This window comes from Halomonas sp. TG39a (assembly GCF_000744395.1).
GTDB classification, from domain to species: Bacteria; Pseudomonadota; Gammaproteobacteria; order Pseudomonadales; family Halomonadaceae; genus Vreelandella; species Vreelandella ventosae_B.
Map to the genome: position 1 here is coordinate 1,942,262 of NZ_JQLV01000001.1, position 23,838 is coordinate 1,966,099.

The following is a 23,838-nucleotide window of genomic DNA, read 5'->3' on the forward strand; positions in this document are numbered from 1 at the left end:
GAAAGGAATCTCCATGTCACGGTTAATGTTTTATATTATTGTCGGCTTTTTGCTGATCGCAGGTATTGCGACCAGCGTGCATCGCCATGTGCAGTTTGAAATTCCTTGGCTGCCCGGCGAACAACGCCAGGTGTGGGAAATTGAGGCGGGCATTAACTTCAATGCGCAAGACGGTCCTGTTCAGGTCGATTTGGCACTGCCCTCTCATCAGGCAGGCTACCGGGTACTGACTGAAAACACCGCATCGTCAGGCTATGGACTTGCTTATCAAGCGGATGAATTAGGCCGCACTGCCCGCTGGACAATTCGTCAAGCAGTGGGTAGCCAAACGCTCTACTACTCGGTGCAAATGTTGGTGTCGGAAGACGCTCGCTCACCGGTACAAACAGCCCCTGAAGTACCCATTACCACGCCCTGGGAAAGCCCCTACGACACGGCGGCCAACCAGCTGATTGAACAAGCCTGGGCACGCAGCGCCAACAATGCCACCTTCGCCCGCGAGCTAATTCGCGATATTAATGGTGAGCGTCAGGAGGAAAATGCACGTCTGTTGCTGACGCAAGAAAATCCGGCGGCACTGGTGGTGCGGTTACTGAACCAGGCGGGCGTTCAGGCACGTGAGGTGAGCGGCTTGCTGTTGGAAGATGGCCGTCGTCGCCAAACGCTCAGCAGTTGGATCCAGGTGTTTGATCAGTCCGGCGAAGAGTGGACCATTTTTCACCCACTGACGGGCGAACAAGGCAAGCCTGACAATTTATTGTTGTGGGAAACCGGTGGTCGAGCGGTACTGGAGGTTCAAGGCGGTACCAACTCACGGGTTACGTTCTCCATGATGACCCACGACCAGCCGGCTTCGGCGGCGGTGCGCAACCACTACTCTGAAGACACGCTGCTGAATTTCTCTATTCACAGCCTGCCTCTGGAAGAGCAAGCACTGTTCCAAACTATCTTGCTGATTCCCATTGGCGCGTTAATGGTGGTGTTTTTGCGTGTATTGGTGGGTATTAAAACGTCCGGTACCTTTATGCCGGTGTTGATCGCCCTCGCCTTCATTCAAACCACCCTGCCAACCGGTTTGATTGGCTTCCTGCTTATCGTTGCTGTGGGTTTGATTATTCGTAACTATCTCTCTTACTTGAATTTATTGCTGGTAGCCAGGGTCTCTGCGGTGATTATTACGGTGATTGCGATTATCTCGATCTTCACTGTGCTGGCCTACCGCATGGGGCTTAGTGCGGGCTTAACGATTACCTTCTTCCCAATGATTATCCTGGCCTGGACGATCGAGCGGATGTCGATTCTATGGGAAGAGGAAGGCCCCAAGCAGGTGCTAATCCAGGGTGGCGGTAGTTTGGTCACGGCCATTCTTGCCTACCTGGCGATGAATAACCCCTGGGTGCGCCACATAACGTTCAACTTCCTGGGTGTGCAGTTGATATTGATGGCGCTGATCTTGCTGCTGGGTAATTACACCGGCTACCGTTTACTGGAACTGCGCCGCTTCAAGCCAATCACTGATGATGAGAAACCCTCATGAGTTGGCTGAAGAACTGGACCTGGCCCACACGGTTGCGGGATAAAGGCATCATTGGTATGAATCGGCGCAATATTCGCTATATTGGTCGATACAATAAGCGCCGCCTTTACCCTCTGGTCGATGACAAGCTTAAAACCAAGTTGCTGGCTCAGCAGTATGGAATTACCAGCCCCGAACTGATTGGCACCGTGACCACTCAGTTTGGCGTTAAGCACATTGGCGAAATGCTCACCGGCCACGCAGGCTTTGTTATCAAGCCTGCCAAAGGGAGCGGTGGCAAAGGCATTCTGGTGGTTGAAAAAGTCGAAGATAACGCCTTTATCAAGCCAAGTGGTGCCAAGCTCTCTCTTACCGATGTTGAGCGGCACGTGTCGAATATTTTGTCGGGGTTGTACTCGTTAGGCGGCTCGCCCGACGTGGCGGTGATTGAAACGCTGATTAATTTCGATGAAAGCCTAATGGATTACACCTATGAAGGGGTTCCCGATATACGGGTAATTGTTTTTAAAGGTTACCCCGTTATGGCCATGATGCGCCTCTCCACCGCGGCATCTGACGGCAAAGCTAACCTACACCAGGGTGCGGTGGGCGTGGGTTTAAACATAGCCACCGGGGCGGCCCTGCGTGCCGTCCAGTTTGACCGGCCCTGCTTTAGCCATCCGGATACCGGTCACGACCTGGCAAGTTTGGTCGTGCCCCAGTGGGAAACGCTGCTTAATTTGGCAGCGGGCTGTTATGAGATGACCGGGCTTGGCTACCTGGGTACCGATATGGTGCTGGATCGCAAGTACGGCCCGATGCTGCTTGAGCTAAACGCGCGTCCTGGCTTGGCCATTCAAATGACCAATGGCGAAGGCTTGCGCCGCCGCCTGGATCTTATTGAGCGTCAACCCGATGGCGTGCCGGCTAAGCAGCGTGTGGCCTTTGCCCAGCACCATTTCGCGCGGCAGAGTGAACTGGTAGATAGCGAGCGGGTAGAAAGCCCTGACACCCCTTCCACCGGCGCGTAGACTACTATCGAGTAGGCTAATCACGTTCAACCGAGTTGCCCATGACCCAAGCGAGTACACTACTACAGCAGGCGGAGTCTCAGTGCCATATCCGCGGCGTGCGTTTCACTCCTATTCGCCGACGCGTGCTTGAGATGATTGCTGAAAATGGCGGTGGGCTAAAAGCCTACGATTTGCTCGATAAGCTCTCTACTGAGCACGCAGCCGCCCGTCCCCCGACCGTATACCGGGCGCTGGAGTTCTTAATTGATCAAGGGCTGGTGCATCGGATTGAGTCGCAGAACTCTTATGTGGCCTGTGCTTGCCCAGAGCATGCTCACGGTTTTCAGCTGCTTATTTGCCGCCAATGCGGTTATGTTGAAGAGCTGCATTTGGACGAGATCAGCGACCAACTGGCAGCGCTGGCAAAAAGCCAAGGCTTTAACGTTGAGCGCCAAACCATTGAGCTCCAAGGGCTCTGCCAGGATTGTCGATCGAACTGAGTCTGAGCCAGCTAATCGCGAACAGCTAATTTTTTCGTATAGTCAGCGAGTAAATCATGTCCCGTTTTGATCAAGTCGCGCCGGAGGCGTTGTTTAAACAACTAGAGCGTGCCACCCCCGAAGATAGCCTGCCTGCAGTTTCCACTCTGCTGGCGGCTGTGCGCTTTAATGCCGACGGTTTAATTCCGGCAATTGCGCAGCAGCACGACTCAAAAGAAGTGTTGATGATGGCGTGGATGAATCGCGAGGCACTTGAAGAGACCTTAGCCACCCAGCGTGTTTGCTACTATTCGCGCTCGCGGGGAACGCTGTGGCGGAAGGGAGAGACGTCGGGTCAGCAGCAGCAGCTTATCTCCGCCGCGCTTGACTGCGATGGCGATACGCTACTGTTGCACGTCGAGCAAACCGGGCCTGCCTGCCACACTGGGCGGCGCAGCTGTTTCTATATTGCCGTTAACGAAGAGCAGGCTTCGATCACCAGTAATCCGCTGATTGATCCTGACACGCTCTACGGCAAGAAAACCTAGCTCTACACATGAAATGCTTAGCCATGACTCGATTTATTTCAACGCTGTGCTCAGCTTCACGCTGGGCGGTGATGAAAGTGATGATTGGCTGCGTCAGGGTCTATCAATATACGCTTAGTCCGTTGCTGGGCCCCCGCTGCCGCTTCTGGCCCAGCTGCTCGTCATACACCATTGAAGCAATTCAGGTGCATGGACCCTTAAAAGGGGGTTGGATGGCGCTTAAACGCATCGTCAAATGCCACCCAGGCAATCCCGGCGGTATGGATCCGGTGCCCGGCGGCCGTAGCGAGCAGCTGTGCCGCGAGGATGATGAACAGGCGCCGTCCTCCTGCTGTGACCATCATCCTCGTTAATGCGTTTACCTGCTTCTGTTTTGGCTATTTCTGCTGTGCAACTGCGTAGATCTTCTCTAGCATGGCGTGCAAACCGTTGCTACGCGTTGGCGAGAGGTGTTTGTCCAGGCCTAAATCAGCCAAGAAATGTGGTTCAGTGGCACGGATTTCAGCGGCTGTTCGCTCGCTGTAAATACGCAGCAGTACGGCGATCAGGCCAGACACGATGGCTGCATCAGACGTCGCTTTAAAAACCAGCTTATCGCCCTCCTCTTCATGGCGCAGCCACACATTGGACTGACAGCCCTGAATTTTAAACTCCTCGATTTTCCACTCATCGGGAAAGTCAGGCAGCTGTTTACCCATATCGATAATGTACTGGTAACGGTCCATCCAGTTATCAAATATCTCGAAATCTTCGATCAGCTCTTGCTGGGCCTGTTCGGCGCCGGAAGTGCTCATGGTGCTTCCTTTTCGGTGGTATCTGCATGTTTATGAATCTACCTCATTATAACGACTCAAAGGCGGCTTGAGGGAGCTATCAGGAAGTGAATTGTTTAATCGATGCCGCTGCTGCTCACGGTGCCACTCAGCGTCTTCGCTATGGAGATAGCGCGAAGTGGTATCCAGTCGCGCATGACGTGCGCTCTCGGCCAAATGGCGCAGGCTAATACCCGACTGGGCCTGGTGGGTGATCGAGGTATGCCGCAACCAGTGCGGCGTTGCTTGGTGAAGTGCGGCAATATGTTCAGGTGCGCCGCCGCTAGCCTCAAGTGCTTGCGCCGCCTGCTGAAACGTCTCTCGAATAAGTCGATAAAGCTGGTTATGACCCAGGCCGCGCTGACCATCCAGGGCGCGAAGCAACGGCATAGCGGTTTCCAGCTGACTGTGGGTGTCAGGCAGCCCCAGTGCTTGGCGCCACTGCTGAAGGCAGTTCAGCATATCCTCAGGCAGCGGAATGCGTGCCATCTTGCTGCCTTTGCCCACCACATGCCACCACCAGCGGCCTTCACTGCGCTGGAAATCGCCCATGCGTGCATCGGCCATCTCGCTAATGCGCGGTGCCAGCAAATAGGCAAAGCCAAAGATAAAGCGCCGTCGTGCATGTTCAAAACGGGCGCGACTCCCCTCCCCAGCCGCTAACGGTGTATTCAGCCACGTCCATAGCCACGCCCATAGATCGCTTTCCAGGTACCGCTCTATACGCGGCGTCTGGTTATTCAGTCGACGCGATTTATCGCGCATCAAACGAAACGGGTTGTGGTTAACCCACCCGGCTTCCACCAGCCAAGCAAACATACCCTGCAGTATCACCAGACTTTGGCGTCGACTGGCAGGCGACAGCACGCCGCGAAATGGCTTCCACGCCGGATGCGAGCGGGGTTTTGATGGCCCGACCCATTGCTCGCAGGGCTGTGGGTCGGTGAGAAAGGCTTCGAATTGGCGCAGCGTTTCGCGGTTTATGTCGGCCAGTGTAAGCCCTTGGCTAGCCAGCCACAGCAGCAGGCGCTCCGACTCACGGCGGTAAGCTTTCCAGGTTTGCGGGCTATCCACGTACTCCTCCAGCCACGCCATCACCGCCTGGGCATCATTTTGGGCGCTAATGCGTCCGTCATTGGGCAAGGTGTTTAGCGGCAATAGCAGGTCAGTGGGTGTAATAACATTATTCGCCATACCTTTCTCTACCCTTATCCAAGCCCTTGTTTATAGGGTTTATTGACACTCTATAGGTCGTAAGTGTGCCGCTGTAGCTGAATAAATTCAAGATAATACGGGTAATCTTGAATTTATACGCAATATCATAAATAATTTTACGTATTACATAATACGTAATTATTGCCTTTTGAATCATTAATGCCGACAATGGCGACGACAAATCCGGTAAGAAAAGCCCGCAAGGAAGGAGCGCTTCATGGCCCGCAACGGCATTCAGTACAGCGATGTGCAACAAGCGATAGATACCCTGCAGGCTCGCGGCGACACGCCCAGCGTGCAGCGCATCCGCGATGTGCTGGGCACCGGTAGCTTCACCACGATTAGTGATCACTTTCGCCAGTGGCGCAGCGAGCGGGAGCAAAATCGCGACGTGCCACCACCCAGAGGGGTGCCGGAAGTCGTGGTGACTATGGCCAGCGAGCTATGGCGCGAAGCCCAAGAGGTAGCGAATCAAACGCTGCTCCACTATCGCGAAGATGCAGACCGTCAAGTGGCAGATGCCCAGCAGCTTGCTGAGGAGGCTAAACAGCAGGCGGCCAACGCCGAACAGCGTGAAAGCGCCCTCGCCGAGCATTTACGCCATATTGATCAGCGCATGGAGGCGTTAAACCGGGAATTAGCTGCGAGTCAAACCAGTGAGCGCCACTGGCACCAGCTTGCCGAAGCGTCACACAGTGAAGTCAATCAACTGAAGCAGGCGCAACAGCAGCTAAAGAGCCAGATAGAGGAGCAGCGAGATACGCATAGCCAAGCCCTTAGTGAGCAGCAGGTGGCGTGGGAGCAGCGGCTGGCACAAGAAGAGCAGCGTCATGAGGCAGCGGAAGGCAGGCTGATGGCGATGCTGGATAGTGCTCAACAGGCACGCGCCCAGGAGGAGAAGAGTTACCAAAAACGTCAGCTGCAGTCTGAGCAGCGTGTGGAGACATTAAGTCAGGAGTTAAAAACAAAGCAGCAGGCCCTGCATCAACTGCAGCTGGAAGGCAACGAACGCGAGCAGCGGCTTAGTGACCAGGCGCAACAAATCACATCTCTGGAAAAGCAGTTGAAGGCGCTTACCCTACAGCTGGATGAGTCGAAGGTGGCGCTCAAGAAGCAGGCCCAACAGCATGCCGATCGCGAAACCGCGCTACAGCAAGCGTGGCAAGAGAAGTTGTGGAACCGTATGGAGGCGTTGCAAACACAGCTAACGGCACTTCCCGACGCGCTTTCACATCAGAGTGCCAAGGGTAATGAACCAGAACAGTGATCAAAGCTGCGTTCTTAAAAGACTGGTCTTAAAACGGAGAATATAAAAAAGCCCAGCTGTTAAAGGCTGGGCTTTTGGTGCGATACCGTTGGTTTAACGGTAGTAAGCGTTGGTCGTATCGGTATGGTCGGTGACGTCGCGAATGCCGGCAAGCTCGGGAATGCGCTCCATCAGGGTTTTCTCAACGCCATCTTTCAGCGTTAAATCGACCGCTGCACAGCCCTGGCAACCACCGCCAAAGGCTAATACCGCATACTGCTGCTCGGTGAGCTCAACCAGCTTGATTTCACCGCCATGGGCCGCCAGCCCAGGGTTGATTTCGCTGTAAAGTACGTAGTTAATACGGTCTTCCAGCGGGCTATCGGCATTGACCTTAGGCATCTTGGCGTTGGGCGCTTTGATCGTCAGCTGACCACCCATGCGGTCGGCGTTGAAATCCACCACCGCTTCTTCCAAAAACGCTAAGCTGTTTTTATCGAGAAATACATTGATTTTCTCGAGCTCCAGCGTGACATCGGTCGGCTCTTCTTCGCCGGGACGGCAGTAAGCTAGGCAGGTTTCCGCGTAGGGTGTGCCCGGCTGGGTAATGAAAATGCGTACGGCAATACCCTCAACGTTCTGCTTTTCCAGCAGTTCTGCCAAGTATTCTTGCGCACTGTTCGTAATATCAATACCTTGGGTATCAACACTGGTTTCTTTTTCGCTAGTCGTGGTCATGAGGGCTGTCTTCCTCCCGTGGTAGTGGCGGCGCCACTTCACATGTCATTTGTGTCTATGGTAAGCAAAACAGCGCGCTGACACAATCCCGACTGTTTTAGTCGGCTATTTTAAACAGCTCTTTTTACGGGCGACTATTAATTATCTTTCCTTATCTTGCGTATAGCCTCCGTAGGGGCGCCTTTTGCCATCCCTTTTGTTATCATTATGCGCCTTATAACGACAGATGCTGCTTTTCCGACGATAACAACATCCCCTTTGACGACTGTGACGCTGGAGAACTCCCCCTGCCATGGCTGATAGTGCTTTGATCGCAACCCTCACCCAACGCCTTGCTGAACGCATCCTGATTCTGGATGGCGGCATGGGCACCATGCTGCAGAATGCCCAGTTGATCGAGGAAGATTTTCGCGGCGAACGGTTTAGCGACTGGCCCTCGGATCTCAAAGGCAATAATGATCTGCTCGCGCTTACCTGCCCCGAAGTGGTCACGCGGATTCACCGTGACTACCTGGAAGCCGGTGCCGATATTATTGAGACCAACACCTTTAATAGCACTCAGCTGTCACAGTCTGATTACGGCATGGAATCGCTGGTGGTTGAGCTTAACCGCGAATCAGCACGCCTGGCCCGCGAGGTGTGTGATGCGGTGGCCGCCGAAACCGGCGTGCCCCGCTATGTTGCCGGTGTGTTAGGCCCCACCTCGCGCACCGCCTCGCTATCGCCGGATGTGAATGATCCCGCTAAGCGTAACGTCACCTTTGATGAGCTGCGCGAGAATTACTATGAAGCCGCCGAGGCGCTGATTGCAGGTGGTGCCGATCTAATCATGATCGAAACCATCTTCGATACGCTTAACGCCAAGGCAGCGATTTATGCCCTGGAAGAGCTATTCGATGACCGCGGTGAGCGCCTGCCGGTAATGATCTCCGGCACCATTACCGATGCCTCTGGCCGCACGCTTTCGGGTCAAACCACAGAAGCGTTCTGGAATTCGGTGCGCCACGCTCAGCCACTCTCGGTGGGCTTAAACTGCGCCCTGGGCGCCGAGGAGCTTCGCCCCTATCTGGAAGAGCTCTCTACCAAGGCCGACACCTTTGTCTCCGCCCACCCCAACGCGGGGCTGCCCAACGAGTTTGGTGAGTACGACCAAACACCGGAAGAGATGTCGGAGATCGTCAGCGAGTTTGCCTCAAGCGGATTGGTCAATATTATCGGCGGCTGCTGCGGCTCCACGCCCGAGCATATTCGCGCCATTGCTGATTCTGTTCGCGATATGGCGCCCCGGGTCATTCCTGAGCGCAGCCGCGCCTGCCGTTTATCCGGTCTAGAACCGTTCAATATTGAAGCCGATTCGCTGTTCGTCAACGTCGGCGAGCGTACCAACGTCACCGGCTCGGCGCGCTTTAAGCGCTTGATAGTAGAAGAGGACTTCACCACGGCGTTAGAGGTCGCCCTGGAGCAAGTCGAAAGCGGTGCGCAAGTCATCGATATCAATATGGACGAGGGCATGCTCGAGTCCAAGGAAGCCATGGAGCGCTTTCTAAACCTGATCGCTGGCGAGCCGGATATCGCCCGGGTACCGATTATGATCGACTCCTCCAAGTGGGAGATCATCGAAGCGGGCCTGAAGTGCGTCCAGGGCAAGGCGGTGGTGAACTCCATTTCGCTTAAAGAGGGCGAAGCCGCCTTCCGCGAACAGGCGACCAAGTGCCGCCGCTTTGGCGCTGCGATTGTCGTCATGGCCTTTGATGAAGATGGCCAGGCAGATACCTTCGCCCGCAAAACCGAAATTTGTCAGCGCGCCTATCGCCTGCTGGTGGATGAAATCGGCTTCCCCGCGGAAGACATTATCTTTGACCCCAATATCTTTGCCATCGCCACCGGTATTGAGGAGCACAACAACTACGCGGTCGACTTTATCGAAGCGACTCAATGGATTCGCGACAACCTGCCCCACGCAATGATCTCGGGTGGTGTGTCTAACGTCTCGTTCTCGTTCCGTGGCAACAACCCAGTACGCGAAGCGATTCACTCGGCGTTCCTTTATCATGCGATCCGCGCGGGCCTTTCCATGGGTATCGTCAACGCGGGCCAGCTCGCCGTTTATGACGACCTCCCCGCCGAGCTACGCGACGCTGTAGAGGATGTGGTGCTCAATCGCCGCAGCGACGGCACCGAGCGCTTGCTGGATATTGCCGATAAGTATAAAGGCGACGGTAGCGGCGCGGCCAAGAAAGAGGATCTCGAGTGGCGCAGTTGGCCGGTCAATAAGCGTATTGAACATGCGCTGGTGAAAGGCATTACGGTGTATATCGAAGATGACACCGAGCAAGCCCGCGCCGAGGCCGAACGCCCAATTGAGGTCATTGAAGGCCCGCTGATGGACGGCATGAACGTGGTCGGCGACCTGTTTGGCGATGGCAAGATGTTCTTGCCGCAGGTGGTTAAGTCCGCGCGAGTGATGAAACAGGCCGTCGCCTACTTGATCCCCTATATCGAGGCCGAAAAGAGCGAAGAGACCAAGGCCAAAGGCAAGATCGTGATGGCCACGGTCAAAGGCGATGTCCACGATATCGGTAAAAATATTGTCGGCGTGGTGTTGCAGTGTAATAACTACGAGGTGATTGATCTGGGCGTTATGGTCGCCGCCGACAAAATCTTACAGGCAGCCAAAGATCACAACGCCGATATTATCGGTCTTTCGGGCCTGATTACCCCGTCGCTGGATGAAATGGTGCACGTCGCCAAAGAGATGCAGCGCCGCGGCATGGATCTACCGCTGCTAATTGGCGGTGCCACCACCTCTAAAGCGCATACCGCGGTCAAAATCGAACCGCAGTATGAGCATCCGGTGATTTATGTGACCGACGCCTCCCGGGCCGTTGGCGTAGCGGGCAAATTATTGACGCCTGCTTTAAAAACACCTTACGTCGCCGAAATCCGTGAAGAGTACGAAAAGGTTCGCGAGCGTAACGCCAAGCGCCGCCCCAAAGCAGCGGATCTTGACTACACTCAGGCGCGCAAGCGGCGTTTTCGCACCGACTGGAACAACCACACCCCCGCCGAGCCCAATATGTTGGGGTTAAAAACCTTCGATGATTACGACCTGGAAGAGCTGATCGAACGCATCGACTGGACGCCGTTCTTTATGAGCTGGCAGCTAGCGGGCAAGTACCCCAAAATTCTCGACGACAAAGTCGTCGGCGAGGCAGCCCGCAATCTGTTTGAAGACGCCAAAGTCATGCTGCGCAAGCTGGTTGAGGAGAAGCGCGTCCAGGCCCGCGGTGTTATCGGCCTATGGCCCGCCAATAGCGTCGATGACGACGTTATTGAGGTCTATGCGGATGAGTCGCGCAGCGAAGTCGTCGAGCGTCTGCATCACATTCGCCAGCAAACCACCAAAGGCCGCGACGGCATCTGCTACAGCCTGGCCGATTTTATTGCCCCCAAAGAGAGCGGCAAAGCCGATTGGATTGGTGGCTTTGCGGTCACCACCGGCCACGGTGTCGATAAGCTCTCCAAAGCGTATGAGGCCGCCGGTGACGACTACAATGCGATTATGGTGCAGGCGTTGACGGATCGCCTTGCGGAAGCCTTCGCCGAGCGCATGCACGAACGGGTGCGCAAAGAGTTTTGGGGCTATGTGCCGGAAGAAACTCTGGACAACGATGCCTTGATCGCCGAGAAATACCAGGGTATCCGCCCTGCCCCTGGCTACCCCGCCTGCCCGGATCACACCGAGAAAGCCACGCTATTCCGGTTGCTCGATGCCACTGAAAATACCGGTCTGGCGCTAACCGAAAACTTCGCCATGTGGCCCGCAGCGGCGGTTTCCGGCTGGTACTTTGCCCATCCGCAGTCGAAATACTTCTCTACCGGTAAGATCACCCGAGATCAGGTCGAGGCCATCGCCGCACGTAAGCAGATGCCCCTTGAGGAAATGGAGCGCTGGCTCTCGCCGGTACTCTCCTACGACCCGAGCTGATTAATGCTGTCAGTTGGCCGTCACGGCAAGGTTATGCGTCTTGCCTTACCGATCATGCTGGGCATGCTCTCCCAGAGCATGCTCAACTTGATCGATGCCGCACTGGTAGGGCATTTAGGCGAGGTAGCCCTTGCTGGCGTGGGAGTGGGCGGTTACGCCATGTTTATGCTCAGCGCTGTCGTGTTTGGACTCTCCTCCAGCGTGCAGTCACAAACTGCACATCGCGTCGGTGCTGCCAACATAGAGATCGCCCAACCGCTTAACTCGGGGCTGGTGATTGGGCTTGTGTTTGGCCTGCCGCTGTCCGTCTGGGCTTGGTGGCAAGCACCGCTGCTGATTGGCTTGATTAGCCAGGCCGATGACGTTCAAGGCGTAGCGGTTAGCTATTTTCGTTGGCGGGTGGTGTCACTGATGGCCATTGCGCTAACGCTCTGCTTTCGTGGCTACTGGAACGGTCGCCAGCAAACGCATCTCTATTTGCGTATCATCGTGGCGGTTCACTTGATTAATGTGGTGGTCAGTGCTGGGTTGATCTATGGATTTGCCGGGCTACCCAAAATGGGGGCGAGCGGTGCGGGTGCTGGCACAACACTATCGCTGTTTATTGGCTTGATTGTTTGGTGTTGGGTGAGCATAAAAAGCCCATTTATCCACCATTTTTTGACACGCATGCCTTGCTTAGCCACCCTGCGTACGACCTTGGTACTTGCCGCTCCTCACTCTTTGCAGCAGTTTTTATTTGCAGCGGGATATGCGGTACTCATTTGGTTACTTAGCCAGCTAGGCACGGCCAGTGTCGCGGTTGGCCATGTGTTGATTAATCTTTCACTGCTGCTAATTTTGCCGGGAGTGGGTATTGGCGTTGCGGCGATGAGCTTAGTGGGTGAGGCATTAGGCCGAGATGCTCAGCACGAAGCCCACCGCTGGGGTCTGGATGCGCTGCGGGTCGCATGGCTACTGCTACTTGTGCTGGCGCTGCCAATGTTAGTGATACCCGAACAGGTACTTGGGATATTTTTCAGCAGTAGCGAGCTAGTCGCGCTGGGTAAACTGCCGCTGCAGCTAACCGGCGTGATGATTGTGCTGGATGCCGCCGCCCTGGTGCTTGCCCAGGCGTTAATGGGCGCAGGCGCCCAGCGCACGGTTATGATGCTCACCCTGGGGATGCAGTGGCTGCTTTTTTTACCCCTGGCCTGGTGGGTGGGGATTGGCTTAGAACAGGGTTTATTAGGTATTTGGCTTATGCAACTGCTTTATCGATTGATAAACTCAGCCGGATTTTTATGGGTATGGCAGCGCCGCCGCTGGCTGGCCCCCGCTTTCTAACTCGTTGACTGGCCCATGATATGTGTTCTAAATAGCTTTTAGAGATAAAAAGATAATTATATATTCTTTTGTAGAATATGACGCCCGCGTTAAGGTGACACTATATTAACGTCCGTCTCAACGTGACCATTTCGCTTTTAGCAGGATCGTGCCCCATGTACCGTTATGATATTCACGACCAAACCCTGGTTGATGAGCGTGTCGCTCAGTTCCGTGACCAAATGGAACGCTACCGCGCCGGGCGTTTGGGAGAAGAAGAGTTCCGTCCGTTACGGTTGCAAAACGGCCTCTATATTCAACGCCATGCGCCCATGCTGCGCATTGCGATTCCTTACGGCATGCTGGCAGGCAGCCAGTTGCGTGCCTTGGCTGAGATCACTCGCCGTTACGACCGCGGCTATGGCCACTTTACTACGCGGCAAAATTTACAGTTGAACTGGCCTGCCCTTGAAGACGTGCCGGATATTCTGGCCGATCTCGCCAAGGTGCAGATGCACGCCATTCAAACCAGTGGTAACTGCATTCGTAACACCACCAGCGACCAGTTTGCCGGCATCGCCAACGATGAAGTGGAAGATCCACGTCCTTGGTGTGAGTTAATCCGCCAGTGGTCAACCTTGCACCCGGAATTCGCCTATCTGCCCCGCAAGTTCAAAATCGCGGTCAGCGGTGCGGCCCAAGACCGTGCCGCGATCCAGGTTCACGATATTGGGCTGCGTTTTTGGTACAACGCCGACGGCGAGCTGCGTATAAAAGTGTTGGCCGGTGGCGGCCTGGGCCGTACCCCGATGATTGCGGACGTGGTTCGTGAAGATCTGCCCTGGCAGCATTTGTTGACCTACCTGGAAGCCTGCGTACGGGTTTACAACCAGTTTGGTCGCCGGGATAACAAGTTCAAGGCGCGGATTAAAATTCTGGTCAAAGCGCTGGGTATTGAAGAGTTTCGTCGTCGGGTTGATGAAGAGTGGGCGCACCTGAAAGACGGCCCGCAGACGCTTAACCAAGCAGCGGTTGATGCGGCTAAAGTTCACTTCCCCGAGCCTGATCGTCGCCCGGTTGCAGTAAACGCAAACGAAGAATTTGACCGCCTGCGTGCAGAAAATCGCAGCTTTGCACGATTTGTCACTAACAACGTAACCGATCATAAGGTGCCTGGGTATAAAGCCGTGACGCTATCGCTGAAGCGCCGCGAGCACGCGCCTGGTGATGTCACCGCCGATCAGATGGAAGCCGTGGCTGATTTAGCCGATCGCTACAGCTTTGGTGAAGTGCGCGTCACTCACGAGCAGAACCTGGTGCTTTCTGACGTTCCGGTCGACGAGCTGGAAGCACTTTGGCAAGAGCTTGAAGCGCTGGGTATGGCGAACCCCACCGTGGGCACGCTCAACGATATTATCTGCTGCCCTGGCGGCGACTACTGCAGCCTGGCCAATGCGGTATCGATTCCCATCGCCCAAGCACTGCAGGAGCGCTTTGAAGATCTAGACTTCCTGTATGATCTTGGCCCGCTGGATCTGAATATCTCCGGCTGCATGAACGCCTGTGGCCACCACCACGTTGGCCATATCGGCATCCTGGGCGTGGATAAAAAAGGTGAAGAGTTCTACCAAATATCGATTGGCGGTAACTCCACCGACGATGCCTCGCTGGGTAAGATTTTAGGCCCGTCCTTTTTCCGCTCAGACGTGCCGGACGTAGTGGAAAAAGTATTGGAAGTCTATGTGTCACAGCGCCATGAGGACGAACGCTTCTTGGATACTTACCGCCGTATTGGCCTAAAACCCTTTAAGGAGCGTGTCTATGCCTAATAAAACAGCTGAGACGCAAACTGAAGCGGTTGAGCAAACACCGGTTCATGTCGATCACCTGATTGCCAACGGCGAGGTGGCGGCGGAGAACGCTTGGTGTGTCTCCTATGATGAAGACACGCTACCCGAGCAACGCCCAGCGTTTGTGCCTTTGCCACTATGGCAAGCGAATCAAGATGATGATGAGCTGGCACCGCTACTTACCAGCGATACCGAGCTGACGGCAGAATTAGCCAAGCAGCTGGGTAGTTCTGCGGCGGTCGCCATTGATTTCCCCGCCTTCACTGATGGCCGTGGCTACTCCATCGCTCGCCTGCTTCGCGAGCGTTACGACTACCGTGGTGAAGTGCGCGCTGTAGGCGACGTCTTGGTTGATCAGTTGGATTACATGCGCCGCTGTGGATTCAGTGCGATGGCGCTGCGTGATGACCAGCATCCAGATGATGCCCTGCGTGCGCTCAGCTTTATCAGCGTTCGCTACCAGCCTGATGTGGAAGAGCGTCAGGCGCTGTTTGAACGCCGCTTAGCCACTAGGGATTAAACGCACATTCCATCCATCAAGTAATGTTAAAGGGCAGCGTCAGCTGCCCTTTTTTATTTGTGAACAGCGTTATTGTAAAACCGTCATCCCCGGCGCTTTTGCTGGCGCTCGCGGTTATTGGTCTTAGCGCGGTCGCTTTTGCGTAGCATCACCCAGGTAGCCCCCAGCCCCCCTTCCGAAGGCTGTGCGGATACGTACGCCTGCACTTCCTCGAACTGGCTGAGCCACTTGGCTAGGTACGAACGCAGCACGTTCGCTGGACTATCAATCTCGCGGCCACGGCCATGCACGATCATAACGGAGCGTAAATCGTGGGCGTAGGCTTCTTGAATAAACGGAAACAGCATTCGGCGACACTCACTTAATGGCCGCCTTAATAGATGCAACTGCGATTGAACGCTATAGCCACCGTGCCTTAATTTATCGACAACGCCCTGCTGAATGCCCTCACGGCGATACTCCATGGGATCAAAGGGGGGCAGCAGATCGACAAAATCGTCGGATAGAAAGTTGCGCGCGCCCATCTCTTCTTCTGCCCATTCTCGCCGGGCCAACTGTGATTCAGAAGGGCTCGTACGGTTAGCGCCTGGGTCTGCACGGTTGCTCGGTGGCAGTGGCTTAACATCGCCAACAAGAGCACGAAAATCCGTATGTTCACGAAGTGGCTGATTCATTGCAGGCTCCTCCGTTAAGGTCTACTCGCTATCCTAGCAAATCCAGGCACTTTGCTTAAGAAGATTCAATAAGTCGATAACCTAGAACTTGTCATTGTCTGTTGGGCGCGCCAAGCTAACCAGCCATTTTTGTATCGTTCATAGTGAGTTAAAGATAGTGAGGCAACGTATGGTGTGGCTAAAACGCCTGTTAATGTTAAGCGCTGTGGGGTTCTTCGCCCTAGCCGGGTGGCTCTGGTTAACCATGCTCAGCCCTTGGTTTTATGACCGCCCTGACGACCTCCCCGCTATCGAACAGCGCACCCATCAGGTGTTTGTTTACGGCACGCTACGCTATGCACCTGTGCGCTTGGTCGTTATGGGTAGCTTCGGCGACCCTGAGGAAGCCGTGCTTGAGGGGTACCAGCGCAACGGTCTCGATCTTTCACCGCAGCCGGGGAGTAACGTGGAGGGCCTATTGTTACGTGTGGACGCCAAACAGCTGGCGCGCCTTGACCGCTACGAGCGACTTGGAGTTCGCTACGAGCGGGTGGCGATAACCCTCGACGATGGCACTCGCGCCTGGGTCTACCAACGCCTGCCAGCGCGACAAAAAGCCTGGCTACCGTACACGGACTTGCCGATAGCTCTGGTACCATAGGCAGTTGCGCGGTGCCCTATTGCCCAGCCAGCTTTTATGAACCCATTCAGGAATAGTGATGAGTGAGATGACCCCTTACGTTTTGGTTCTCTACTACTCGCGTTCAGGCGCGACCGCCACCATGGCGCAGCAGATCGCGGCCGGCGTGGAAAGTGTGCCCGGCATTCAGGCGCGTTTGCGCACGGTAGCGCCGGTATCAACAACCTGCGAAGCCGTTGACCCAGAAATTCCTGCTGAAGGCGCGGTCTACGTTGACCTGGACGACCTGCGCAACTGCAGCGCGTTAGCACTGGGCAGCCCTACTAGGTTTGGCAACATGGCCGCACCGCTTAAGTATTTTATCGATTCTACCAGCAGCCTGTGGATGAACGGCGCTTTAATCGACAAGCCAGCCAGCGCTTTTACTTCTACTTCAAGCCTGCACGGTGGGCAGGAGAGCACCCTGCTCACCATGCTGGTGCCGCTACTGCATCACGGTATGGTCTATGCAGGAGTGCCTTATAGCGAAACCACCTTGCTAGAGACACGCACCGGCGGCACCCCCTATGGTGCGAGCCATTTGGCAGGGACGCGGAGTGACCGCTCGGTCGACGAGCACGAGCGCGCACTATGTGTTGCCCAGGGTAAACGATTGGCGCGTCTTGCCTTGGCACTGCACGCTATGCGTCAGGAGGCATTATGAGGCAGTGGCTGGAAGATGTAGAAGCACGCCATGGGCTTGATAAACTGACCCTTCGAAGCCGACAGGTGGTATTAGCCAGCTTTGCCATACTGCTGCTACTGGTTGTTTACCGTGGCCTTGTACTCCAAGGCGACGAATTTAATTGGCGCCCTGTGGTCGCGTTCGTGCTTCCCCTGGTGCTGTTTTTACCCTCCATCATTGGTAAACGCGCACGCGGGCACGCATGGCTCGCTTTTGTTAGCCTGCTCTACTTCACCCAAGGCGTGATGTTAATAACCCTGCCTGGGCAAGGTCTGCGCGGAATTCTAGAGGCGGTTGTCGCGCTGGTGCTGTTTGCTGGCTGCATGGGCTATGCGCGCTTTCGCAGTCGACAGTTGCGTCAACAGAAAACGGGGCAATAAAAATAAGTGCTTTAAAACCACAGCCATAGGACGACGCCAGCAGCAATAAATAAACTGCCGATGGCACGTAAACGCAGCGTGGCAACATTACACGGTTCGTTACGCGCATCGACTGGCTGCTGGCGAAAGCGCTTGGTACCTACCAGCATTGCTGTTACTAGCGGTTCACCCAGCAGCCGATGTACGATCAAGCCAGCTAGATGCAGCCCGATTAGAATGATGAGTAGATCACTATTGAGTTGATGCAGGGTTCTAAGCTGGCCACCTGCTCCATCGCCAAATACGCCATAGAGCGGCGCCTGAAAAAAGATATCGTCACTTAAAAACAGGCCGCTAACTGATTGAAAACTAAGCGAAAGCAGCATCAGCAGTACCATCCACCCGCCTAGCGGGTTATGGCTGGCATAAGCGCCGGGCCGACGCTTTAGCAGCAATTGGGAATAAGCAACCGTTTCAACGGGTGGATATAAAAACGTTTTAAATCTCGCATACACGCTACCCAGTAGGCCCCACAGCCCACGAAAGACGAGTAAACCTATTACCAGGTAGCCCGCTTGGGCGTGCACTTCAACCGGAAATAGAAAGGGCGCACCGCTGGTCTTGGTGGTATAAAAGGAGACCAACACCGCCGCCACTAACCCCCAGTGAAATAGGCGAACCCAAATATCCCATACCTCAATCGCTACCTTCTCGCGCATAACCTATCCTCATTAGCAGTGATGAGCTTACAGTGGGTGAGCCCGGAATGATGAGATAGCTTCGCATTAATTGAGCCTGTCTCATAGAATGTGAGACAGTTAGCCGCCATCGTTAGCCAGAACATTGGGTAAATAAAAGCAGTGCGTCAACGCGTTTAACATCCATTGATGTCGGTCACTTGAGCTTTAAAGGCAGACCAGCGAACATGGATGAAACTACAGGGAGAAGCATTCGATGACACGTAACATAGCCGACATTAGGCGTGATTATGAAGGCGGCAGGCTAGAAGAGTCCCAGACACCCGACGATCCATTCGTGTTATTTGATGAGTGGTTCACCCTTGCGCTGGAAAAAGAAGGTAAAGATGGCAACGCCATGACGCTAGCCAGCGTTGACAGCCAAGGCCGCCCCCACGCCCGAGTGGTGCTGCTCAAGGGATTCGATGAACGCGGCATGGTTTTTTTTACTAACTACCACAGTCACAAGGGCAGCGAGCTGAGCAATGTGCCTTACGCGGCCATGACCTTCTGGTGGCCCTCGCTCTCCCGACAGGTGCGTATTGAAGGCCCCGTTGAGCAGGTCTCCGCCGACGAGTCTGATGAGTACTTTGCCAGTCGCCCCCGAGGCAGCCAGTTGGGCGCTTGGATTGCGACTCAAAGTGTGGTGATCCCTGACCGCAACTGGATCGAAGAGCGCCAAAAGCGCTTTGAACAAGCCTACGATGGACAGGACATTCCCCGCCCGATTCACTGGGGTGGCTATCGTGTCAGTCCGGAAATGATTGAGTTTTGGCAGGGCCAGCCTAGCCGCCTACACGACCGCCTACGCTTTGAACGTCGCGACGGCGGTGAATGGAGCCGTTTCCGCATGGCGCCGTAACGTCTAAAACGAAGCTTACCAATTCAATTAAGGCCTGCGTGTTGTACGCAGGCCTTGTAGCGGTTTTACGTTGTTAAAAGGCCTAATCCGGCATACTTTCAAGGCGGTGTCGCTGCCACTCACTTTCGGGCTCGTTGAGGCGCAACACGGCATCAATTACCTGCTCTTCCATGTTATAGCGGCATTTAAAGCCTAAGTGTTTCATTAGCGCGCGCATAGGATGATTATCGACCATAATTTTGCCGATCATCTCCAGGGTGCCAATATTAGTGCAGTAATCAATCATCTTCTTCATCAGCAGGCTGCCAATACCCAGGCCCTGCAGATCATCGCGGATAATGACCGAGAATTCGGTACGAATATTATCTGGGTCGTTCCACACCCGGACCACGCCAAGCATCTCTTTGCTGCCATCGTCGCCTAAATACTCGGCAATAAACGCCATCTGACGGTCGTAATTGATATGCGAGAGGATCGATAAGTCACGCTGGGTCAGGTTGGACTTATTGTGGAAATAGCGGAAACGAATACTCTCTTCCGAGAGCTGGCGATGGAAGGTGGTGATTAGGTGGGCATCTTCGGCACGAATAGGCCTGACCTCGACCTGCCAGCCGTTTTTCAGCGTCACCCACTCACGCAGCTCTTCAGGGTACGGCATGATCGCAAAGCGCGATGGCGAACCAAGATCCAGGGCGAAATCGACGGCGACCATACCGTCACGATTCAGCAGCAGAGGATTGACTTCTAGCCCGCGCAGATCGCTTAGATCAGACGCCATTTGCGATAGTTTGACCAGCATTTGGCAAAGGTGCTGAATGTCACGCTCAGGGTCGGCGGAATGTTCGCGAATTAATGAGGCGGCGTGGGTTCTGCCCACCACATCGGCGGCCAGACTCATATTGAGCGGCGGTAGCGCGACCTGGCGGTCAGCCAGTACGTTAACTTTATAACCGCCAATGCCAAACACGATAAGCGGGCCGAAGACTGGGTCACGGGTTATGCCCGCGCAAATCTGCATCGAGTGCTTGCCACGCTGCATGGGCTGCAAACAGTACTCGCGGATCGCGTATTCGGGGAATTTCTCAGCGACTTTTTCGCCTAGTTGGCGAACGCCTTCCGCCACCTGTTCAGGCGTGTCTAAATCCTGCAGCAGACCCGCCGAAATTTTATGCGGGTGCTTACGGTAGCGATATGGGCGGCAGTTGCCTTCATGCACTACTTTAAGCGCCTTGGTGCCAGGAATCTCCGCAGCGCGGGCGAGCGCTTCATCGGCATTGGCCAAATAGACGCTGGGTGCCGTGGGAATACCATAGGCCTCAAGCACTTGGGCGGTTTCAGAGTGAGTTAAGGTTTGTCTGCCCTGCTCTTTTGCCTGTTTAATCAGCGTACGGCACTGGGCGCGTATTTCCGGGCTAGTGGAAAACGGCAGGCTGGGTGGGATCTCCTGTAGCAGCGCTTGAACGCGCTGATAGATCACCATATGCATAAAGGCCTTAACGGCTTTTTCGGGTGAAATATAGGTCGGAATTCCGGCTAAATTGCATATATGGCGGGCATTAAGCGCCTCTTTTAAGCCCATCCAACTGGTCAGCAGGTTGCGGCGAAACTTCTTGCGGTTATCGATCAGCGCCTGGGCAGTCACTAGCGATGGCGCCATTCGGGTGGGCGCGTGTACCACCAGTACCGCATCGACATTGGCGTCAGCAGCGACAATCTCCAGGGCTTGGACAAATCGCTCCGGCGAAGCGTTGCCCCCCACGTCCACCGGGTTCTCCCCTGGCTTGCTCATATCGACCTCGCTGCGGTGCAGCGCTGCCTGGGTTTCGTCGCTAAATTCAGCCAATTTGCCGCCCGCACTAATCAGCTTATCAATGGCCAGCATCGCGGGCCCTAAGCCGTTAGACACAATGGCCAGACGATCGCCCTTGAGGGGTTTCATGCGCGACAGGGTTTCCAATGCATCAAGCAGTTCATCGGAGTCGTCGACCCTCACCACCCCTGCTCGGGCAAAGGCGGCATCAAACACTACATCACGATTGGCAATCCCTGGGGTGGGCGCCATACCGGATATATCTGACTCTGGGGTGCGGCCACTTTTTATCGCCAACACCAAGCGGTTACGTGACGCATCCCGCACCGCGGTCATAAAGTGCTGAGCGTCGCTGATTCGCTCCAAGTGCAGCATAATGGCTTGAGCGGGAGAGAACTGATTAACGTAATCGATCAGATCCGGGAGCAGCACGTCCACACTATCGCCAACGGTAATCAAATGGGAAAACCCAACATCACGCCCAGCGGCCCAATCGATCATCGCATTGGCGAGCATACCGGATTGGCCCAAGTAGGCCACGCGGCCCGCTTTTACTGGCTGACTGGCATAAGAGGCATTCAGCTTTTTGCCCGGTACAATCAGCCCCATGCACTCTGGGCCCAGCACACGAATACCCGAAACCCGTGCCGCACTGAGCATTCGCTCGCGGATAGAGCCCTTATTGCCTTTATCGCGGTCCAGATAAGCACCGCCTGAGAGAACCAGAGCCGCTTTGACACCGTACTGCCCAAGCTTTTTAATCAGGCTGGGAACGCCTTCAATAGGCGAGCAGACCACGGCTAAGTCGGGCACTTCGGGTAGATCGCTTACACGACTAAAGCACGGCACGCCAAAGACCTGGGAGTAGCCTTTAAGGTTGACCGCCCAAAGCGGCCCCTTAAAACCGCCCTCTTGGATGTTTCTCAGCACTAAACCGCCTAACGACGCAGGCTTTTCAGAGGCGCCAAACACCGCTAGTGTGCGAGGTTCGAAAAAATGGTGTAAAAAGCGCGTGCTCAAAATGCGTCTCCCCTGAACATGAATCGCAGCTGTACGACTTATTGACACTGTCGCCCAAGGCCTGAAGGCGATTAAGGTGGCATCAATAATAATGGAGCGTTGGAATGATTACCGCCTACCTTACCCACCCAGACTGCTCATTGCATCACATGGGGCCGGAGCATCCTGAAAGCCCTCAGCGTCTGGAGGCTATTCGCGCTCGCCTGTCGCTTGCCGGATTATTACAACAAACCATGCAGGCGGATGCCAAGGAAGCCGACGAAGAGGCTCTTGCCAGAGTACACCCCTTGCGCCATCTGCGCTCGCTGGATAAGTGTTTGCCCACCGAAGGCATTGTTACGCTAGATAGCGATACCATGATGAACCCTGACAGCTTGCAAGCCGCGCGGGTTGCTGCCGGGGCGGTTATTCGTGGTGTGGATCAGGTATTTAAGCGTCAGGCAGATAACGTCTTTTGTGCGGTTAGACCACCAGGCCACCACGCAGAAGCTAGCGATGCGATGGGATTCTGCTTTTACAATAATATCGCCGTGGGCGCGGCCCATGCGCGAGCCAAATACGGCGCCAAGCGTATCGCGATTCTGGATTTTGACGTGCACCAGTGCAATGGCACCATCGATATCTTTAAAAACGACCCTGAGATACTCATCTGCACCAGCTTCCAGTATCCGTTTTACCCGTGGCGTTATCTGCGCAGCGAGTGGCAAAACGTTGTCAACACACCGTTGGAAGTGGGTACCGATGGCCCAGAGTTTCGGCGCATTATTGAGAACCACTGGCTACCTGCCCTGCACGCCTTTAAACCTGACTTGGTGATGCTATCCGCCGGTTTCGATGCCCATCGGGATGACCCCATGGGGGATATCTGTTTAGAGGATGAGGACTTCTACTGGATAACCCATCTGGCTATGGAGATCGCCACGCTGTATGCCGATAACCGCATTGTATCGGTGCTTGAAGGGGGCTATAACCCGAAGTCGCTGGCGAGTGGCGTTGAGGCGCATCTAAAAGCACTTTTGGGCCTTCCTTTTGCTGAGGTACCATGAGCTTACTCGCCTCGGGCAACCGTTCTTAGCCACTTCTTGGCTGTGATATCATGTTGGCATATCACGCGCGCCTATAGACACGCATCGTTTGACAACGCAGCCAATGTGACGACCTATGACCGCTACAACTGAAGAGCATCATGCCGCGCTGCGTATCGCATCGGGAAGCAAACCCTTTGTTGAGCCGCTGCGTTTAGGCGAGCGGCTCAAGCAAATTCGCCTCGCGAATCAGTGGACGCTGGAAGACGTTAGCCAGCGGACAGGGCTTGCCCGCTCAACGCTATCGAAAATTGAGAATGACCAGGTCTCGCCAACGTTTAGCGTGGTGCAGAAGCTCACTACCGGCTTAAATATCGACCTTCCTCAGCTGCTCACGCCGCCTAAGCGGGAGCGTTACACCATGGGACGGCGCGACCTAACACGTAAAGGCAAAGGGCAACTGCACCCCACCCCCACTTACGAGCACGAATTACTGGGTCATCAGCTAGCCCAAAAGCGTATGATTCCCTTCAAAACCATTGTCCGGGCGCGTAGCTTTGACGAGTATCACCAGTGGGTACGCCACGATGGTGAAGAGTTTTTGATGGTGCTGCATGGCGATATCATGCTCTATACCGAATTCTACGCCCCGCTAGTGCTGGCCGAGGGCGACAGCATCTATTTCGATAGTGACATGGGGCACGCCCTGGTATCCACCAGCATAGACGATGCCGTTGTTCTGTCGGTCTGTACCCGCGGCGACACGGCCTAGGCTCAG

General features: G+C 55.0%; 22 protein-coding genes. 16 read left to right on the forward strand and 6 right to left on the reverse strand.

Annotated features, from left to right (window positions below):
• The first annotated feature begins 13 nt into the window (after nt 1-13).
• The 5 genes from U738_RS08595 to yidD are packed head-to-tail and all read left to right on the forward strand — an operon-like array spanning nt 14 to nt 3,909.
• The gene (locus U738_RS08595; RefSeq protein ID WP_035579294.1) at nt 14-1,537 is read left to right on the forward strand and encodes an inactive transglutaminase family protein; all 1,524 of its coding nucleotides are present in this window, start codon (nt 14-16) and stop codon (nt 1,535-1,537) included.
• Nucleotides 1,534-2,547 (forward strand): alpha-L-glutamate ligase-like protein, encoded by a 1,014-nt coding sequence (locus tag U738_RS08600; RefSeq protein ID WP_035579296.1) that lies wholly within the window; start codon nt 1,534-1,536, stop codon nt 2,545-2,547. The genes U738_RS08595 and U738_RS08600 overlap by 4 nt, the downstream gene beginning before the upstream one ends.
• A gap of 41 nt (nt 2,548-2,588) precedes the next feature.
• Complete coding sequence (locus tag U738_RS08605) at nt 2,589-3,029, forward strand: transcriptional repressor (RefSeq protein ID WP_035579298.1); 441 nt, start codon at nt 2,589-2,591, stop codon at nt 3,027-3,029.
• 56 nt (nt 3,030-3,085) lie between these two features.
• A complete protein-coding gene (gene hisI / locus U738_RS08610) occupies nt 3,086-3,556 on the forward strand; it encodes a phosphoribosyl-AMP cyclohydrolase (protein WP_035579300.1) in 471 nt (156 codons plus the stop codon).
• Between the two features lie 23 nt (nt 3,557-3,579).
• Nucleotides 3,580-3,909, forward strand: a complete 330-nt coding sequence (gene yidD, locus U738_RS08615; RefSeq protein ID WP_035579303.1) for a membrane protein insertion efficiency factor YidD — start codon at nt 3,580-3,582, stop codon at nt 3,907-3,909.
• A 24-nt stretch (nt 3,910-3,933) separates the two neighbouring features.
• On the opposite strand, the gene U738_RS08620 is transcribed toward yidD, so the two are convergent.
• On the reverse strand, nt 3,934-4,350 hold the full coding sequence (locus tag U738_RS08620; protein ID WP_035579304.1) for a SufE family protein: 417 nt from the start codon (nt 4,348-4,350) through the stop codon (nt 3,934-3,936).
• Nucleotides 4,351-4,380: 30 nt separating this feature from the next.
• Nucleotides 4,381-5,562 (reverse strand): tyrosine-type recombinase/integrase, encoded by a 1,182-nt coding sequence (locus tag U738_RS08625; protein WP_035579306.1) that lies wholly within the window; start codon nt 5,560-5,562, stop codon nt 4,381-4,383.
• A gap of 238 nt (nt 5,563-5,800) precedes the next feature.
• On the opposite strand from U738_RS08625, the gene U738_RS08630 reads away from it, so the two are divergent.
• Nucleotides 5,801-6,850: a DNA-binding protein gene (locus tag U738_RS08630; protein WP_035579308.1), complete on the forward strand. Its 1,050-nt coding sequence runs from the start codon at nt 5,801-5,803 to the stop codon at nt 6,848-6,850.
• 93 nt (nt 6,851-6,943) lie between these two features.
• Here U738_RS08630 and nfuA read toward each other — a convergent pair whose 3' ends face one another.
• Nucleotides 6,944-7,567, reverse strand: coding sequence for a Fe-S biogenesis protein NfuA (gene nfuA / locus U738_RS08635; RefSeq protein WP_035579311.1), 624 nt, complete (start codon nt 7,565-7,567; stop codon nt 6,944-6,946).
• 292 nt (nt 7,568-7,859) lie between these two features.
• Between nfuA and metH the strand changes: the two genes are divergently transcribed.
• From metH to U738_RS08655, 4 genes are all read left to right on the forward strand, one after another.
• Nucleotides 7,860-11,555 carry a methionine synthase gene (gene metH / locus U738_RS08640; protein WP_035579314.1) on the forward strand — a complete coding sequence of 1,232 codons (3,696 nt, stop codon included), beginning with the start codon at nt 7,860-7,862 and terminating at the stop codon, nt 11,553-11,555.
• A 3-nt stretch (nt 11,556-11,558) separates the two neighbouring features.
• Nucleotides 11,559-12,881 (forward strand): MATE family efflux transporter, encoded by a 1,323-nt coding sequence (locus tag U738_RS08645; protein WP_050713486.1) that lies wholly within the window; start codon nt 11,559-11,561, stop codon nt 12,879-12,881.
• Between the two features lie 155 nt (nt 12,882-13,036).
• Nucleotides 13,037-14,689, forward strand: coding sequence for a nitrite/sulfite reductase (locus tag U738_RS08650; protein ID WP_035579316.1), 1,653 nt, complete (start codon nt 13,037-13,039; stop codon nt 14,687-14,689).
• On the forward strand, nt 14,682-15,230 hold the full coding sequence (locus U738_RS08655; protein ID WP_035579318.1) for a DUF934 domain-containing protein: 549 nt from the start codon (nt 14,682-14,684) through the stop codon (nt 15,228-15,230). The genes U738_RS08650 and U738_RS08655 overlap by 8 nt, the downstream gene beginning before the upstream one ends.
• A gap of 83 nt (nt 15,231-15,313) precedes the next feature.
• Here the strand turns inward: U738_RS08655 and smrA are convergent, their stop codons facing one another.
• Complete coding sequence (smrA, locus tag U738_RS08660; protein WP_035579320.1) at nt 15,314-15,904, reverse strand: DNA endonuclease SmrA; 591 nt, start codon at nt 15,902-15,904, stop codon at nt 15,314-15,316.
• Between the two features lie 169 nt (nt 15,905-16,073).
• On the opposite strand from smrA, the gene U738_RS08665 reads away from it, so the two are divergent.
• Genes U738_RS08665 through U738_RS08675 form a run of 3 tightly spaced genes read left to right on the forward strand, consistent with a single transcriptional unit; the run spans nt 16,074 to nt 17,627 of the window.
• A complete protein-coding gene (locus tag U738_RS08665; RefSeq protein ID WP_035579323.1) occupies nt 16,074-16,544 on the forward strand; it encodes a gamma-glutamylcyclotransferase family protein in 471 nt (156 codons plus the stop codon).
• Between the two features lie 58 nt (nt 16,545-16,602).
• Nucleotides 16,603-17,226, forward strand: a complete 624-nt coding sequence (gene wrbA, locus U738_RS08670) for an NAD(P)H:quinone oxidoreductase (protein ID WP_035579325.1) — start codon at nt 16,603-16,605, stop codon at nt 17,224-17,226.
• Entirely contained in the window at nt 17,223-17,627 is a 405-nt protein-coding gene (locus U738_RS08675; RefSeq protein WP_035579327.1) for a DUF2069 domain-containing protein, read from the forward strand. Before wrbA ends, U738_RS08675 begins: the two co-directional genes overlap by 4 nt.
• Nucleotides 17,628-17,638: 11 nt before the next feature.
• Here U738_RS08675 and U738_RS08680 read toward each other — a convergent pair whose 3' ends face one another.
• Nucleotides 17,639-18,325, reverse strand: coding sequence for a cytochrome b/b6 domain-containing protein (locus tag U738_RS08680; RefSeq protein ID WP_035579329.1), 687 nt, complete (start codon nt 18,323-18,325; stop codon nt 17,639-17,641).
• Nucleotides 18,326-18,560: 235 nt separating this feature from the next.
• Between U738_RS08680 and pdxH the strand changes: the two genes are divergently transcribed.
• A complete protein-coding gene (pdxH, locus tag U738_RS08685; protein WP_035579332.1) occupies nt 18,561-19,205 on the forward strand; it encodes a pyridoxamine 5'-phosphate oxidase in 645 nt (214 codons plus the stop codon).
• 82 nt (nt 19,206-19,287) lie between these two features.
• On the opposite strand, the gene U738_RS08690 is transcribed toward pdxH, so the two are convergent.
• On the reverse strand, nt 19,288-22,035 hold the full coding sequence (locus tag U738_RS08690; protein ID WP_035579333.1) for a bifunctional acetate--CoA ligase family protein/GNAT family N-acetyltransferase: 2,748 nt from the start codon (nt 22,033-22,035) through the stop codon (nt 19,288-19,290).
• A 104-nt stretch (nt 22,036-22,139) separates the two neighbouring features.
• Between U738_RS08690 and U738_RS08695 the strand changes: the two genes are divergently transcribed.
• Together U738_RS08695 and U738_RS08700 are read left to right on the forward strand one after the other, a co-directional pair.
• On the forward strand, nt 22,140-23,081 hold the full coding sequence (locus U738_RS08695) for a histone deacetylase family protein (protein ID WP_035579335.1): 942 nt from the start codon (nt 22,140-22,142) through the stop codon (nt 23,079-23,081).
• 115 nt (nt 23,082-23,196) lie between these two features.
• Nucleotides 23,197-23,832, forward strand: coding sequence for a helix-turn-helix domain-containing protein (locus tag U738_RS08700; RefSeq protein WP_035579338.1), 636 nt, complete (start codon nt 23,197-23,199; stop codon nt 23,830-23,832).
• Nucleotides 23,833-23,838 lie beyond the last annotated feature (6 nt).

Coding starts and splice junctions, on each gene's coding strand:
- U738_RS08595 (WP_035579294.1), top strand. CDS start 14: ATGTCACGGTTAATGTTTTATATTATTGTCGGCTTTTTGCTGATCGCA.
- U738_RS08600 (WP_035579296.1), top strand. CDS start 1,534: ATGAGTTGGCTGAAGAACTGGACCTGGCCCACACGGTTGCGGGATAAA.
- U738_RS08605 (WP_035579298.1), top strand. CDS start 2,589: ATGACCCAAGCGAGTACACTACTACAGCAGGCGGAGTCTCAGTGCCAT.
- hisI (WP_035579300.1), top strand. CDS start 3,086: ATGTCCCGTTTTGATCAAGTCGCGCCGGAGGCGTTGTTTAAACAACTA.
- yidD (WP_035579303.1), top strand. CDS start 3,580: ATGACTCGATTTATTTCAACGCTGTGCTCAGCTTCACGCTGGGCGGTG.
- U738_RS08620 (WP_035579304.1), bottom strand. CDS start 4,350: ATGAGCACTTCCGGCGCCGAACAGGCCCAGCAAGAGCTGATCGAAGAT.
- U738_RS08625 (WP_035579306.1), bottom strand. CDS start 5,562: ATGGCGAATAATGTTATTACACCCACTGACCTGCTATTGCCGCTAAAC.
- U738_RS08630 (WP_035579308.1), top strand. CDS start 5,801: ATGGCCCGCAACGGCATTCAGTACAGCGATGTGCAACAAGCGATAGAT.
- nfuA (WP_035579311.1), bottom strand. CDS start 7,567: ATGACCACGACTAGCGAAAAAGAAACCAGTGTTGATACCCAAGGTATT.
- metH (WP_035579314.1), top strand. CDS start 7,860: ATGGCTGATAGTGCTTTGATCGCAACCCTCACCCAACGCCTTGCTGAA.
- U738_RS08645 (WP_050713486.1), top strand. CDS start 11,559: ATGCTGTCAGTTGGCCGTCACGGCAAGGTTATGCGTCTTGCCTTACCG.
- U738_RS08650 (WP_035579316.1), top strand. CDS start 13,037: ATGTACCGTTATGATATTCACGACCAAACCCTGGTTGATGAGCGTGTC.
- U738_RS08655 (WP_035579318.1), top strand. CDS start 14,682: ATGCCTAATAAAACAGCTGAGACGCAAACTGAAGCGGTTGAGCAAACA.
- smrA (WP_035579320.1), bottom strand. CDS start 15,904: ATGAATCAGCCACTTCGTGAACATACGGATTTTCGTGCTCTTGTTGGC.
- U738_RS08665 (WP_035579323.1), top strand. CDS start 16,074: ATGGTGTGGCTAAAACGCCTGTTAATGTTAAGCGCTGTGGGGTTCTTC.
- wrbA (WP_035579325.1), top strand. CDS start 16,603: ATGAGTGAGATGACCCCTTACGTTTTGGTTCTCTACTACTCGCGTTCA.
- U738_RS08675 (WP_035579327.1), top strand. CDS start 17,223: ATGAGGCAGTGGCTGGAAGATGTAGAAGCACGCCATGGGCTTGATAAA.
- U738_RS08680 (WP_035579329.1), bottom strand. CDS start 18,325: ATGCGCGAGAAGGTAGCGATTGAGGTATGGGATATTTGGGTTCGCCTA.
- pdxH (WP_035579332.1), top strand. CDS start 18,561: ATGACACGTAACATAGCCGACATTAGGCGTGATTATGAAGGCGGCAGG.
- U738_RS08695 (WP_035579335.1), top strand. CDS start 22,140: ATGATTACCGCCTACCTTACCCACCCAGACTGCTCATTGCATCACATG.
- U738_RS08700 (WP_035579338.1), top strand. CDS start 23,197: ATGACCGCTACAACTGAAGAGCATCATGCCGCGCTGCGTATCGCATCG.